Origin of the sequence: Planococcus rifietoensis, from assembly GCF_001465795.2 — a bacterium.
GTDB lineage: Bacteria > Bacillota > Bacilli > Bacillales_A > Planococcaceae > Planococcus > Planococcus rifietoensis.
On sequence record NZ_CP013659.2, the window covers coordinates 145,902 to 159,798 of the forward strand.

Below are 13,897 nucleotides of genomic sequence, written 5' to 3' on the forward strand. Positions count from 1 at the left end.
GCCAAAAATAGCTAATAAGTAATGAAGAAATGAATTTAATGGAAACGAGTGTGGAGACATGGAATGGAAATGGTACCAGGAGATTGGCGAATATATGGAAAAAGCAAGGCCGCTGCTTGAAAAAAGGGAAGACCTATACAGTTTATTTCTGGGTGTGCTTGGCCAAATTGAACAAGGGCGTTATGAAACTTTCTATTTAGGGCTTGCGGAAGACGCACAAGGAATTGCTGCATTGGCTTTGATGACGCCTCCACATCCTTTGCAATTGATTGCCTTGCGGGAAGACGCGAATGTTGAAACGCTGGCGGCGAATGCATTCCGTCAGGCGGAAATCGAAATTCCCGGCGTCATTGGGGATAAAAGGACCGCTGAAAGATTTGCGGAAGCGTGGGGAGAATTTGCGGAAATTGCGATGGACCAAGGCTTGTACAGAATTGACGCGGTACGGAAGAAACTGGCGAAAAGCCCAGGCAGCTGGCGTGTGGCGAACCGGCTTGATGCCCCGTTGCTCGTCGATTGGTATCAATTATTCGGTGAAGATACCGGCATCGGCAATCCATCGCAAGAGGAAGCCGAAGAAAAAATTGCCGATTTCATTTCACGTAAAGAAGTGTTTCTCTGGGAAGACGAGGGGCGTGTGGTGTCCTGCATGAAAAAAGCGCGTCCGTCCAAGCATGGCATCACCGTGTCATTTGTTTTTACGCCGAGAGAGCTTCGGAAAAAAGGCTATGCACGTACGCTTGTCGCGGAAGTTACGGAAGAGCTGCTCAATGAATATGATTTTGCGATGCTTTATACCGACTTGGCGAATGGCACCTCCAATAAGATTTACCAGGAAATCGGCTATGAACAAATCGCCAATCCAATGCACTTGAAATTTGGGCAACTGTAACGGGAGTAAAGCCCTGTGTATAAGGGTATAGAAAAACGACCAATTGAAAGGGGGCGAAGCGAATGATCCGCTTTGACAAGGTCACAAAACGATTTCCGGACGGTACGGAAGCGTTGAAAGACGTTACGCTCGATTTGCCCGCACGCCAGCTGACTGCCATCATCGGCCCCAGTGGATGCGGAAAAACGACCTTGATGAAAATGGTGAACAAGCTCGAAAATCCGACAGCAGGCGCCATATACATAGACGATGAGCCGATCACCGGCATGGATGAGGTGAAGTTAAGGCGGTCGATCGGCTATGTCATTCAGCGCATCGGCCTGTTTCCCCATATGACCATCGCTGACAATGTCTCGCTTGTCCCGAAGCTATTGAACTGGCCGGCTGATAAAACCGACGACCGCTCGAAAGAATTGCTGCAATTAGTCGGATTGGACCCTGCTGTTTTCATGGATCGCTATCCTCTGGAATTGAGTGGCGGGCAGCAGCAACGTGTCGGCGTCGTCCGTGCACTAGCGGGTGATCCGAATATCGTGCTGATGGATGAGCCTTTTTCGGCGCTCGACCCGATCAGCCGCGAACAATTGCAGGATGAGCTGCGCCATTTGCAGCAGGAAATCCATAAAACGATCATTTTCGTCACCCATGATATGGACGAGGCCTTGAAAATCGCCGATACGATCGTCGTGATGAAAGATGGGCAAGTCGAACAGATCGGGACGCCGCAGCAATTGATCGATGAACCCGCCAATGAATTTGTGCGCAACTTTATCGGCACTGAACGCATCAACCAGAAACGTTCATTTGGAGACCGGCGTTTGAAGGAATTCGCGTTTCTTTTCGATACGGACTGGGCAGGAGAAGCGGAAGAGGTGGAAGCCAAATTGTCGGTCAGCGATGCGCATCAGCTATTGGAGCAAAGCGGCAAACCGCGCTTGGCTATAATCGATGAAGGAACATTAGTCGGCTTTGCCGGAGAGCGGGAATTGCTTAGAGCTGCCCTTCATGTTGAGAAGGAGGCGACCGTATGAATGCGTTTTTCGATACACTTGTAAGCCGCCAGGACATGATTCAAGATGCTTTTATCGAACATATTTATTTATCCTTTGTCGCTGTAGCGATCGGCATTGCAATTGCTCTGCCGACAGGGATTATGATCGCCCGCTACCGGCGCTTTGCCGAACCGATCATCGGAGTCACTGCTATTTTCCAGACGATACCAAGTTTAGCTTTATTTGGATTTTTAGTGCCGATCTTGGGCATCGGTTCCCCGACGGCTTTAATTGCGCTGATTATTTATGCGCTATTGCCGATTTTGCGCAATACTTATGCCGGCATTGTCGGAGTGGATGGATCTACCATTGAAGCAGGGCGTGGAATGGGCATGACGAGAACACAAATCCTGCGCCAGATTGAATTGCCGTTGGCGCTGCCGTTCATTATGGCCGGTATCCGCACTGCGACGGTTTTGACAGTCGGCATCGCGACGCTCGCGACTTTTGTTGGTGCTGGCGGGCTTGGTGATATCATCTATCGAGGCTTGCAATCGTACAATAATTCGCTGGTTCTAGCAGGTGCACTGCCGGTTGCCTTGTTGGCGATCGGGTTTGATTTGATTTTGAAGTGGATTGAAAAACGCGCCACGCCGAAAGGCTTGAAAACCTAATTTTAACGCTTGTGGTTTGAAGCGCGGCAGCAATATGAATGAGCAAACAGGTTCGAAACGGACCGAAAAGGGGGAAACAACATTGAAAAAAACAGCATTTGGCGTATTGCTTGGCACATCTGCGATTCTTGCTGCCTGCAGCGGTGGCGCAGAGTCGGAACCGATCGTCATCGGGGGCAAGCCATGGACAGAACAGTATATCCTGCCGCATATTCTCGGGCAGTATATCGAAGCAAATTCGGATTATAGCGTGGAATACGAAGAAGGGCTAGGGGAAGTGTCGATCTTGACACCGGCACTTGAGCAAGGCGATATCGACCTGTACGTCGAATACACCGGAACTGGCCTGAAAGATGTATTGAAACGCAAGTCGACGCCAGGGCAGTCTTCGGAGGAAGTATTGGAAGAAGTGCGTGCAGGATATGAAGAGGAACTCGGCGCTACATGGCTCGAACCACTCGGGTTTGAAAATGGCTATACCTTGGCATACGCCAAAGATTACGACGCGGAAACCTATTCAGACCTTGCGGAAATCTCCCAATCCGAAGACATGACCTTCGGGGCGCCCCACCCGTTTTATGAGCGCCAAGGAGATGGCTACGATGATATGGTCGCCACATACCCGTTCGAGTTTTCAGCGACTGAAAGTTTCGACCCGGCCATTATGTATGAAGCGGTCCAAAATGGCGACGTTGATGTCATCCCGGCATTCACGACCGACAGCCGCATTGCTTTGTTCGACTTGAAGACGACAGAAGACGATCAATCATTCTTCCCGAAATACGATGCTGTTCCGGTTGTTCGGACCGAAACGCTTGAAGAATATCCAGAACTCGAAGATCTATTGAACGAACTGGCTGGGCAGATCACAGAAGAAGAGATGCTCGCGATGAACTCGCGTGTAGACGTGGACCAGGAAATCCCGAACGAAGTAGCGCGTGACTTCCTCATTGAAAAAGGCTTGATTGAAGAATAAGTGAATCCTCTGCGGCATTTTGCTGCGGAGGTTTTTTTGTTTGCGCGGAATTTCCCTTAGCGGTTTTTCGTGTAGTAATCCATGGGGGATTCTTGTACAATAAATGAAGGTGAGTGAATAGTCATTCAATTCAGTTTAATATAATGAAAGCGATTTCAAAATAGGAGTGATCAGGAATGAAAGAAGTAGTCATCGTTGAAGGTGTCCGGTCGCCAGTCGGCCGGCGAAAAGGGCAATTCCGGGAGACTCGACCGGACGAACTGGCAGCTGTCGTGCTAGAAGAATTGGTGAACCGAGCCGGTGTCGATAAAGGCATGGTCGAAGATGTTATTCTGGGCTGCGTCTCTCAATCGGGTGAGCAAGGCGGCAATATTGCCAGAACGGCGGCATTGATTGCCGGATTCCCGGACTTTGTGCCGGGCGTCACCATCGACCGCCAATGCGGATCGAGCCAGCAAGCCGTTCATTTTGGTGCACAGGCGATTCTTTCGGGCGATATGGACATTGTCATTGCGGGTGGTGTGGAAAGCATGACGCGCGTCCCGATGTTCTCCAATATGCAAGGATCAAAGCCGAGTAAAAAACTGACGGATCAATACGAAATCATCAATCAAGGGCTGTCGGCAGAACGTATTGCAGAAAAATGGGGCTTCAGCCGCGAGCAACTGGATGCTTATGCAGTAAAGAGCCATGAACGTGCGCAGCACGCGATCGATGCAGGGCTTTACGACAAGGAAATCGTCTCAATTGATGTATCGGATGAACAAGGTGATTTCCAGAAAGTCACGACAGATGAAGGGCCAAGGCCCGGAACGACCGAAGACGTGCTTGCCGGCTTAAAGCCAGCATTCGATGAACAAGGCGTCATCACAGCAGGCAACGCCAGCCAAATGAGCGATGGGGCATCCGCTGTTTTATTGATGTCAAAAGAAAAAGCGCAGGAACTTGGCTTAAAACCGAAAGCGCGCATACTTGCCCGCACGGTTGTGGGGTCAGATCCGACTTTGATGCTGACGGGGCCGATCGCCGCGACGAAAAAAGTACTGGAGAAAGCGGGACTGTCAATCGAAGATATGGACCGCTATGAAGTGAATGAAGCATTTGCGCCTGTTCCGCTCGCGTGGCTATCGGATATCGGGGGAGATCCGGACAAGCTCAATGTCAACGGCGGTGCTATTGCACTGGGACATCCTTTAGGTGCGACCGGCACGAAATTATTGGTATCGCTTGTGCATGAATTGGAACGCTCTAATAGCCGCTACGGCTTGCTGGCGATTTGCGAAGGCATGGGAATGGCCAATGCAACGATCATTGAACGGATCATTTAACTAGATAAAGACATAGCCAAAGGGGAGAATGAAATGGATTTTTCTAAAGTGACAGCCATTGTCACGGGCGGCGCATCGGGCCTTGGTGAAGCGACCGTACGCTATATCGCAAAAAGCGGCGGGCGCGCGGTGATCTTTGATTTAAACGAAGCACATGCACAACAAGTGATGGCTGATTTCGATGAAGGACAAGTCAGTTATTTCAAGACAGATGTTACAAATGCACTGCAAGTGGAAGAAAATGTAAAAATGGCAGTCAGTCAGCTTGGCACTGTCAATCTCCTGGTCAATTGTGCAGGTATTGGTACACCTGGAAAAGTCGTGTCGAAAGGAAAGCCGCTTGCACTTGAGCGGTTCGAACAAGTCATCCAAGTCAATTTGGTCGGCAGCTTCAACGTACTGCGCGCTGTGGCAGCCGCGATGCAACATAATGAACCGAATGAAAACGGTGAACGCGGCGTCATCATTTCAACGGCATCTGTCGCGGCATTTGAAGGGCAGATCGGGCAAGCGGCCTATAGCGCGTCAAAAGGCGGCATCGTCTCGATGACCTTGCCGATTGCACGTGAATTCGCACGTGACGGCATCCGCGTCATGGCCATTGCACCGGGCCTCATGAAAACGCCAATGTTCGACGGCTTGCCGGAATCCGCCATCGCTTCACTTTCTGCGACCGTGCCATTCCCGGCGCGTCTCGGACACCCTGCTGAATATGCGAAACTGGTAGAAAGCATTGTGGAAAATCCATTATTGAACGGCGAAGTGATCCGCTTGGACGGCGCGATCCGCATGCAGCCCAAATAAAGTAAGAAAAGGGGATGGGAGAAATGGCAAGATATCGTTTTGAAGAAGAAGAGCATACGATGTTCCGCAAATCCTTGCGCAAGTTTTTGGAAAAAGAGGCGGTGCCGCAGTACGAACAATGGGAAAAAGACCGGCTGATCCCGAAGTCGTTCTGGAGACAACTTGGCGATATGGGCTTTTTATGCCCCCAAGTCGAAGAGCAGTACGGCGGGCTTGGCCTTGATTTCCGTTACGGGGTCATTATCGGCGAGGAAATGGAACGGGTCGGGGCGAGTTTGACGGGTGTCGGGCTGCACAATGATATTACCGTTCCTTATATTGAAGCATACGGGACAGAGCAGCAGAAACAGGATTGGCTGCCGGGCTGCATCAGCGGTGAATACATTACCGCGATTGCGATGACGGAACCAGGCGCTGGGTCCGATCTCGCCAATATTTCGGCAACGGCTGTTAAAGATGGGGATCATTATATCGTCAACGGACAGAAAACCTTCATCACCAACGGCATCAATTCGACGCATGTCTTGGTGGTCGTGAAGACGGATTTGAAAGCGGAACCGAAGCATAAAAGCATTTCCTTGTTGATGATTGAAGAAGGGACACCAGGGTTTACGAAAGGGCGCAAGCTCGATAAAGTCGGGCTCCATGCGCAGGATACATCCGAGTTATATTTCGAGGATTGCAAAGTGCCGGTCGCCAACCTGGTTGGCGAAGAAAACAAAGGCTTTACATACTTGATGGAAAAATTGCAGCAGGAGCGGCTCGTTGTGGCGCTTGCCGCGCAAATCGCATCGGAAGACATGCTCGAGATGACGATCGACTATGTGAAATCCCGCAAAGCATTCGGCAAGCCGATTAGCGCATTCCAGAACACACAGTTCAAGCTAGTGGAAATGGCGACCGAAATCGAACTCGGCAAAGCGTTCCTGGAATCCTTAATCGAAGAGCATATGGCCGGGAAAGATGTGGTCTCGAAAGTGTCGATGGCAAAATACTGGCTGACGGATACGGCGAAGAAAATATCGGGGGAATGCATGCAATTGCACGGCGGCTACGGCTATATGGAAGAATACAAAATTGCTAGGCGCTACCGCGACATCCCGGTAGCAGCAATTTATGCCGGTTCGAATGAAATCATGAAAACCATCATCGCCAAACGGATGGGGCTCTAAATGGAAAAGGCGCTGACAGGCGTCCGTGTGCTGGATGTGACGTATTACGTGCCGGGACCATTTGCCGGCATGCGGCTAGCTGAACTTGGGGCGGACGTCCTCAAAATTGAGCCTCCCACAGGCGATCCGTCGCGCGGTATGGGTGGTGGCCTGGTGCATAGCGCACACAACGCCGGCAAACAAATCGTCCAGCTGGACTTGAAATCCGAAAGCGGCAAACGCGAGATGCTCGAGCTCGTGCGTTCTGCTGATGCCCTCATCGAAACCTTTCGTCCGGGAGTCATGAAAAAACTGGGGCTGGATTATGAAAGTGTCAAAAATTATAAAGGCGATATCGTCTATTGTTCGCTATCGGGGTATGGGCAAGCGGGCGAGCTTGCGTATCTTGGCAGCCATGACCTCAATTACCTGGCGCTTTCGGGTGCCTTGGACCAACTCCGCGATAAAGCCGGACGGCCGGTGCATCCGACCCATACGCTCGCCGATTATACCGGGGGCTTGCTTGCATCTGAACAGATTCTCGCCGCATTGATCCGGAAGTTCAGGACGGGCGATGGGGCTTATCTGGATATTGCGCTTGCAGAAGTGATGGCGGCGTTTCTGCCGAATCACGATGCTTACATGAAAGCGGGCTTGTCGGATCACGGCGTGCCGGAAATCAGCGGCGGCCGCATCAGCTATGCAATTTACGAAACGAAAGACGGGCGCTTCGTGACGCTCGGTGCTTTGGAAGAAAAGTTCTGGCGCAATTTCTGCGAACTGGCAGGACGTCCCGATTGGCTGTCTTGGGGAGAGTGCGCCCCAGGCACGCCAGAGCATGGGCAAGTCGAGGCGTTTTTCAAATCAAAAAGCTGGCAAGAGTGGTATGGGTTGTCGCTTGTCCACGATTGCTGCCTGGCACCGGTCTTGACGGCGGATGAGCGCCATCGCCACCCTTTTTTCCTAGGCCGGGCGTCTGGCGCAAAAACCAGCAAAGTGCGCGAAACGGAGGCAGCCGACAGGCGTTCCTAGAGAAGTTGGAGTTTGTCACTTGACAGAATATACAAAACCTTTTAGTATGAAGAACAACTTGTTGGTAGCGGCAAGTCTATTCGAGAGAAGAGTTAGCAGAGACGAGAACAGAAGAGTATAAATCGAGGATTGAGACGAGTAGGCAGTGGCGTCTATTTAGAGAGTCAGCGGGTGGTGGAAGCTGATTAGAAGCGCTGTGCGAATGGACTTATGAGAGCCAGCCGGAAAGCGGAAGCGAGTATGGCGGACGTATCCCTGCGTTAAAGGGAAAGGCTTAAGAAGCCTGTTTGAGTGAGTGCAAAATGCATTAATGCGTGGTGGTACCGCGGTTAAAACCGTCCCCGCAACCGGAATAGACCCCGGTTGCGGGGATTTTTGCATTTAAAAACGAGATGAGGAGAGATTGAGATGAGCAGAGCAGAGAATATGAGTGAACATACAATGAAACAGCGAGCGTTGGAATTATTGGAAGGGCGCATAGATCGCCAGCAGAGGAAAGAATTTTTGAAGGAATTGCACGAAAAAGGCGAGACGGCCGATGAATTGGTCGGCATGGTCCTGGCAATGCGTGAGAAAGCAGTGAAGCTTCCGGAAATGGCAGGCGAACTGGTGGACGTTTGCGGCACAGGCGGCGACAAATCCTTTAGCTTCAATATCAGCACATTGACGGCTTTCGTGTTGGCGGGCTGCGGCATGAGCGTTGCAAAGCACGGCAACCGGAGCGTCTCCAGCAAAACGGGCAGCTCTGATTTATTGGAAGAGATCGGGATTTCCACTCAATTGGCTGTAGAGGAACTGCCGGCACTCGTCGAACAGACAGGCATCGCCTTTTTATTCGCGCCGGCGATCCATCCGGCACTCGGTGGTTTGCGCGAAGTGCGGAAGGAAATTGGCACGCCGACCATCTTCAACTTGGTCGGCCCGCTGGCGAATCCTTTGCCGATCGCCATCCAAATGAGCGGCGTCTACCGCCCGGACATGATGGAACCGATGGCAGATGCCTTGATGCGCCTTGGCAGAAAGCGCGGGGCGATTGTCCACGGGGCAGGCGGGCTGGACGAATTGTCTCTTGCCGGGACCAACCAATTGATCGTCTTTGACGAACAAGGCAAGCGCAGCATGACGGTCCATCCTCATGAAGTCGGGCTTGAAACCGCGCCAATCGAGGCGATTCGCGGAGGTGATTCCAAGCGCAATGCGGAGATTTTCATGCAAGTGATCGACGGGACGCCGAGCGCATATTTGGACACGGTAGCGCTGAATGCGGGAACGGTGCTTTATGTGAGCGGCCGTGCCGCAAGCATTGCGGAAGGCGTGCACCAGGCAAGAAAATCAATCATTTCAGGCGAAACGGCGCGTGTGTATGAATTGCACCGCCTAGCATCGGGGGTGCTCGTATGACCATATTGGACAAAATCATGGAAACCAAACGGCAGGAAATCACTGCTTATGAAAACAGTTATCCCAAAACCGAGCGCTATCCGGACAAACCAAAACTCATCGACACCTTGCGGAAAAGCCGTGGCGTCATTTCGGAAATCAAGCGTGCATCGCCGTCAAAAGGCGCCATCCGCATGGAAGTGGATGTCGTTGAACAAGCCCGTCAATATGAAGGGGCCGGTGCAGCCGCCATTTCTGTATTGACGGATGAGCAATACTTTAAAGGATCGATTGAAGATTTGAAGAAAGTGGCGCGCGCGGTTTCGGTTCCGGTATTGTGCAAAGATTTCATGGTCAGCGAAATCCAGATCGAACGGGCGCAAGCGGCTGGAGCAACAATCATTCTATTGATTGTCGCGGCGCTTAAAGATGAGGAGCTCGAGCGATTATTCCGCTATGCGGATTCACTCGGCTTGGAAATCCTCGTGGAAGTGCATGATGCAGTAGAGCTGGAAAAAGCTGTTGCGCTCGGTGCGAAATTGATCGGCGTCAACAACCGCAATTTAAAAACTTTTGAAGTATCCTTGGAGCGGACGGCGGAGTTGGCTGAGAAATTTGCATTCGACAGCGGCTCGGTGCTAATCAGCGAGAGTGGCATGAACGATACGGCGGATGCGCACAAAGCTTACGAACTCGGCGCACAAGGTGTATTGGTCGGGGAAGCGTTGATGCGTTCGGAAAATCCGGCAGCCTGGATTCGCCAAGCCACAGGACAGGAGGCAGCGCAATGACACGTGTTAAAATCTGTGGATTGATGGAAGAGCAACATGTTAAAGCCGCATCACAAGCGGATGCAATCGGATTTGTCTTTGCCCCAAGCAAACGGCGCGTATCGATCGAACGGGCACAAGAGTTATCGCGTCTCGCAAATAATGACATGCAGCGAATCGGCGTATTCGTCAATGCTTCATACGAAGAAATCGAAAATGCCGTTAAGACGGTGCCATTGACGATGGTGCAATTACACGGCGATGAACCGGATGAATTAATACAGCGCATCGAAGTGCCGGTCATTCAGGCCTTCTCGATCCGCACGCCGGACGATGTAGAAAAGCTGAACAACTCGATTGCGGATTATATATTGGTCGATGCACCAGGCACCGACTACCGCGGAGGCAGCGGGCAAGTGTTTGATTGGAGCCTTTTGGAAAACGCGAATTTGGATCATAGCCGCCTCATTTTAGCAGGTGGATTAAATAGAGACAACGTGCAAGCGGCCATCAGCCAAACCGCTCCGTTCATGGTTGATGTATCGAGCGGCGTGGAAACCGATGGCCGAAAAGACGAAGCAAAAATCCAGCAATTCATACTACAGGCAAAGGGTGATTCGATGGAGAGAACAAAAGAAAAGACAATAGATCCAGTAGGATTTTTCGGCCGATACGGCGGACAATTTGTGCCGGAAACTTTGATGAAAGCCGTTAAAGAGTTGGAAGCGGCTTATGAAGATGCGAAGAACGACGCGGAGTTCCAAAAGGAATATCATCATTATTTAAGTGAATACGTTGGCCGTGAGCAGCCGCTGACCTTTGCTGCACGCATGACTGAAGCGTGGGGCGGGCCGAAAATTTATTTGAAGCGTGAAGATTTGAACCATACCGGTGCCCATAAGGTAAACAATGCCATTGGCCAAGCGCTGCTCGCACAGCGCATGGGCAAGCGTAAAATCGTTGCCGAAACCGGAGCCGGCCAGCACGGTGTAGCGACGGCTACCATTTGCGCCTTGTTCGATTTGGACTGTGTCGTGTTCATGGGCGAAGAAGACATCAAACGCCAGCAGCTCAATGTGTTCCGCATGAAATTATTGGGCGCGCGAGTGGAAAGTGTCTCGAAAGGCAGCGGCACATTAAAAGACGCTGTAAATGAAGCGCTGCGCTACTGGGTCACCAATGTCGAAGATACCCATTATTTGATCGGATCGGCACTAGGGCCACATCCGTTCCCAACGATGGTGCGTGATTTCCAAAGCGTCATCGGCAAGGAAACAAAGCGCCAAATCCTTGATAAGGAAGGGCGGCTTCCGGATGCCATCGTGGCATGTGTCGGAGGCGGATCCAACGCTATCGGTATGTTCCACCCGTTCGTAAGTGATGAAAAAGTGCGCTTAATCGGAGCAGAAGCAGCAGGAGAAGGTGTCGATACCGAACGCCATGCTGCGACTTTGACAAAAGGCTCAGAAGGCGTACTCCACGGGGCGATGATGAAAATTTTGCAAGACGATGCCGGGCAAGTGCAGGAAGCACATTCGATTTCCGCTGGACTTGATTACCCAGGCATTGGGCCGGAGCATGCGCATCTGGCAGATAGTGGACGCGTTACTTATCAGGCCATCACGGATGATGAGGCGCTCGCATCAGTCATTGAAATGTCCCGCCTTGAAGGCATCATTCCCGCTTTGGAATCTGCCCACGCGGTAGCAGAAGCGAAAAAACAAGCGCAGTCGATGACAGCGGATGAGTTGCTCGTCATTTGCGTATCGGGCAGAGGCGATAAAGATATGGCGACGTACGCAGAAAAAATGGAGGGGCTGTCATGAAACAATTAGCAGAACTGAAACAAGCAGGCCATAAAGCCTTTGTCGCCTATATCATGGCAGGCGATGGCGGAATTAAAAAGCTAGGCGAGCAGATCCAGCATCTGCAAGAGCGCGGGGTCACGGCGATTGAAGTCGGCATCCCGTTCTCGGACCCGGTCGCTGATGGCCCGACGATCGAAGCAGCGGGGAACCGTGCGCTTGCTGAAGGCATCACGTTAGAAAAAGTGCTTGATGAAATGCAGCGCTTTGATTTCGAAGTGAAAGTACCGCTCATCATCATGACGTATTTGAATCCGGTCATTCGCTTCGGAGCGGAGCGTTTTACACAGGAAGCGAAAAAAGCGGGGGCATCAGGCGTCATCATTCCGGACTTGCCGTTTGAGCATCGGCAATTGATCGAACCGTTCGCAAAACAACAGGAACTTGTGCTGATCCAGCTCGTCACTTTGACGACCATCGACAGTCGCCTGGAAGAAATTTTGAAACAGGCAGAAGGGTTTGTTTATGCGGTAACCGTGACTGGCATTACCGGAAGCCGTGATGAGTTGGCGGAAGAAGTAGGCGCATTCACGCGCAAAGTAAGGGAATTGAGCCCTGTCCCGGTCTATGCAGGATTCGGGATCTCGAAAGAAAGCCATGTCGAGATGCTGCGTGACGATGTCGATGGCTTTATTGTCGGCAGCGCAATCGTCCAAGCGTTCCATGAAGGCCGTATTGAAGATGTTGAACCGTTGATTGATGCAGTGACCGCCCCTCATTCGGTATAATGCCGTTAGGAGGGATTGTCATGTTTGAGCCGTTGGAAGCGAATTATTTTGAAGCGCCGACACTCGATTTGTCGCGCGACTTATTAGGGAAGATTCTGGTCCATGAACTGCCCGGTGGAATTGTCGCAGCCAGAATCGTCGAGACCGAAGCCTATATGGGCGCGGAAGACCGGGCTGCACACAGTTTCGGCAACCGCCGCACCAAACGTACCGAAGTGATGTTCGGCAAACCTGGCCTTGTATATACCTATCAGATGCACACCCATACCTTATTGAATGTCGTCAGCGGACCGGAAGAAACGCCGCGCGCCATCTTGATTCGTGCGGTCGAACCGGTCGAAGGCGTCGAATTTATGGCGGAGCGCAGAGGGCAGCACATGCCGATGAAGCAATGGACGAGCGGGCCCGGCAAGCTGACGAAAGCGATGGGCATCACAATGGACTATAACGGCCATCATTTCACTGAACGGCCGCTTTATATTGCTGAGGGCGACGCAGTGCACGCTGTGTCGACAGGGCCGCGCGTCGGCATCGGGAATTCACAGGAAGCGGTCCATTATCCATACCGCTTCTGGGAATCGGAAAATCCGTTTGTCTCGAAATTTCGTCCGTAATCCGGATGTTTAAGCTTTCCAATTCGTGGAATACTGAGAGGGAGCACATAAACAGAAGGAGTGAAGGAAAGTGGCAAAAATTGCAACGTTAATTACAGATATGTTCGAAGATGTGGAGTATACAGAACCGGCAAAAGCGTTTAACGAAGCTGGCCATGAACTGATCAATATCGAAATGGAAGCTGGCAAGAAAGTAACCGGCAAACAAGGCGAAGCCGTTGTTACCATCGATAAAGGGATCGACGACGTCAACCCGGATGAATTCGACGCGCTGCTATTGCCAGGCGGTTTCTCGCCGGACCAATTGCGTGCAGATGATCGTTTCGTGACATTCACGAAAGCGTTCATGGATGCTAAAAAACCGGTCTTCGCGATCTGCCACGGGCCGCAGCTATTGATCACAGCGAAAGCTTTGGAAGGCCGCAAAGCGACAGGATTCAAATCGATCCAAGTCGATATGGAATACGCTGGCGCAACTGTTGTGGACGAAGAAGTAGCTGTGTGCCAAGATCAATTGGTAACAAGCCGCCAACCGGATGATATCCCGGCATTTAACCGCGAATCGTTGAAATTGCTTGAAAACAAATAAAGAACTATCCAAACCGCTCCCTTTACCGGGGAGCGGTTTTTTCGTGTCAGAAATTGTTCGGAAATCGAAATGCCCTCTTGCATGCATAAGTGATTGCTTATA

At 51.4% G+C, this 13,897-nt stretch carries 14 protein-coding genes and 1 other annotated feature; all 14 genes read left to right on the forward strand.

The genetic code is table 11. The annotated features are described in order from the left end of the window. Positions 1-58 precede the first annotated feature (58 nt). Complete coding sequence (locus tag AUC31_RS00730; RefSeq protein ID WP_058381844.1) at positions 59-892, forward strand: GNAT family N-acetyltransferase; 834 nt, start codon at positions 59-61, stop codon at positions 890-892. A 62-nt stretch (positions 893-954) separates the two neighbouring features. Then, positions 955-1,923 (forward strand): ABC transporter ATP-binding protein, encoded by a 969-nt coding sequence (locus AUC31_RS00735; protein WP_058381843.1) that lies wholly within the window; start codon positions 955-957, stop codon positions 1,921-1,923. Next, entirely contained in the window at positions 1,920-2,558 is a 639-nt protein-coding gene (locus tag AUC31_RS00740; RefSeq protein ID WP_058381842.1) for an ABC transporter permease, read from the forward strand. The genes AUC31_RS00735 and AUC31_RS00740 overlap by 4 nt, the downstream gene beginning before the upstream one ends. A gap of 82 nt (positions 2,559-2,640) precedes the next feature. Next, on the forward strand, positions 2,641-3,534 hold the full coding sequence (locus tag AUC31_RS00745; protein WP_058381841.1) for a glycine betaine ABC transporter substrate-binding protein: 894 nt from the start codon (positions 2,641-2,643) through the stop codon (positions 3,532-3,534). Between the two features lie 176 nt (positions 3,535-3,710). Then, positions 3,711-4,862 (forward strand): thiolase family protein, encoded by a 1,152-nt coding sequence (locus AUC31_RS00750; RefSeq protein ID WP_058381840.1) that lies wholly within the window; start codon positions 3,711-3,713, stop codon positions 4,860-4,862. Between the two features lie 33 nt (positions 4,863-4,895). Further along, positions 4,896-5,666, forward strand: a complete 771-nt coding sequence (locus tag AUC31_RS00755) for an SDR family NAD(P)-dependent oxidoreductase (RefSeq protein WP_058381839.1) — start codon at positions 4,896-4,898, stop codon at positions 5,664-5,666. Between the two features lie 23 nt (positions 5,667-5,689). After that, a complete protein-coding gene (locus tag AUC31_RS00760; RefSeq protein ID WP_058381838.1) occupies positions 5,690-6,838 on the forward strand; it encodes an acyl-CoA dehydrogenase family protein in 1,149 nt (382 codons plus the stop codon). Beyond that, positions 6,839-7,849, forward strand: a complete 1,011-nt coding sequence (locus tag AUC31_RS00765; protein ID WP_058381837.1) for a CaiB/BaiF CoA transferase family protein — start codon at positions 6,839-6,841, stop codon at positions 7,847-7,849. 116 nt (positions 7,850-7,965) lie between these two features. Further along, positions 7,966-8,195, forward strand: a binding site (T-box leader). Between the two features lie 62 nt (positions 8,196-8,257). Beyond that, positions 8,258-9,250 (forward strand): anthranilate phosphoribosyltransferase, encoded by a 993-nt coding sequence (trpD, locus tag AUC31_RS00770; RefSeq protein WP_058381836.1) that lies wholly within the window; start codon positions 8,258-8,260, stop codon positions 9,248-9,250. Next, complete coding sequence (gene trpC, locus AUC31_RS00775; RefSeq protein ID WP_058381835.1) at positions 9,247-10,020, forward strand: indole-3-glycerol phosphate synthase TrpC; 774 nt, start codon at positions 9,247-9,249, stop codon at positions 10,018-10,020. The genes trpD and trpC overlap by 4 nt, the downstream gene beginning before the upstream one ends. Beyond that, positions 10,017-11,825, forward strand: coding sequence for a tryptophan synthase subunit beta (gene trpB, locus AUC31_RS00780; protein WP_083509100.1), 1,809 nt, complete (start codon positions 10,017-10,019; stop codon positions 11,823-11,825). Before trpC ends, trpB begins: the two co-directional genes overlap by 4 nt. Continuing rightward, on the forward strand, positions 11,822-12,592 hold the full coding sequence (gene trpA / locus AUC31_RS00785; RefSeq protein WP_058381834.1) for a tryptophan synthase subunit alpha: 771 nt from the start codon (positions 11,822-11,824) through the stop codon (positions 12,590-12,592). Before trpB ends, trpA begins: the two co-directional genes overlap by 4 nt. Before the next feature lie 20 nt (positions 12,593-12,612). Beyond that, entirely contained in the window at positions 12,613-13,206 is a 594-nt protein-coding gene (locus tag AUC31_RS00790; protein WP_058381833.1) for a DNA-3-methyladenine glycosylase, read from the forward strand. 70 nt (positions 13,207-13,276) lie between these two features. Continuing rightward, positions 13,277-13,795: a type 1 glutamine amidotransferase domain-containing protein gene (locus tag AUC31_RS00795; RefSeq protein ID WP_058381832.1), complete on the forward strand. Its 519-nt coding sequence runs from the start codon at positions 13,277-13,279 to the stop codon at positions 13,793-13,795. Positions 13,796-13,897: the final 102 nt, after the last annotated feature.

Bases quoted from the DNA above. Each gene is read 5' to 3' on its own strand.
- AUC31_RS00735 (WP_058381843.1), top strand. From the start codon at position 955: ATGATCCGCTTTGACAAGGTCACAAAACGATTTCCGGACGGTACGGAA.
- trpC (WP_058381835.1), top strand. From the start codon at position 9,247: ATGACCATATTGGACAAAATCATGGAAACCAAACGGCAGGAAATCACT.
- trpB (WP_083509100.1), top strand. From the start codon at position 10,017: ATGACACGTGTTAAAATCTGTGGATTGATGGAAGAGCAACATGTTAAA.
- AUC31_RS00740 (WP_058381842.1), top strand. From the start codon at position 1,920: ATGAATGCGTTTTTCGATACACTTGTAAGCCGCCAGGACATGATTCAA.
- AUC31_RS00760 (WP_058381838.1), top strand. From the start codon at position 5,690: ATGGCAAGATATCGTTTTGAAGAAGAAGAGCATACGATGTTCCGCAAA.
- AUC31_RS00750 (WP_058381840.1), top strand. From the start codon at position 3,711: ATGAAAGAAGTAGTCATCGTTGAAGGTGTCCGGTCGCCAGTCGGCCGG.
- AUC31_RS00755 (WP_058381839.1), top strand. From the start codon at position 4,896: ATGGATTTTTCTAAAGTGACAGCCATTGTCACGGGCGGCGCATCGGGC.
- trpA (WP_058381834.1), top strand. From the start codon at position 11,822: ATGAAACAATTAGCAGAACTGAAACAAGCAGGCCATAAAGCCTTTGTC.
- AUC31_RS00730 (WP_058381844.1), top strand. From the start codon at position 59: ATGGAATGGAAATGGTACCAGGAGATTGGCGAATATATGGAAAAAGCA.
- trpD (WP_058381836.1), top strand. From the start codon at position 8,258: ATGAGCAGAGCAGAGAATATGAGTGAACATACAATGAAACAGCGAGCG.
- AUC31_RS00765 (WP_058381837.1), top strand. From the start codon at position 6,839: ATGGAAAAGGCGCTGACAGGCGTCCGTGTGCTGGATGTGACGTATTAC.
- AUC31_RS00790 (WP_058381833.1), top strand. From the start codon at position 12,613: ATGTTTGAGCCGTTGGAAGCGAATTATTTTGAAGCGCCGACACTCGAT.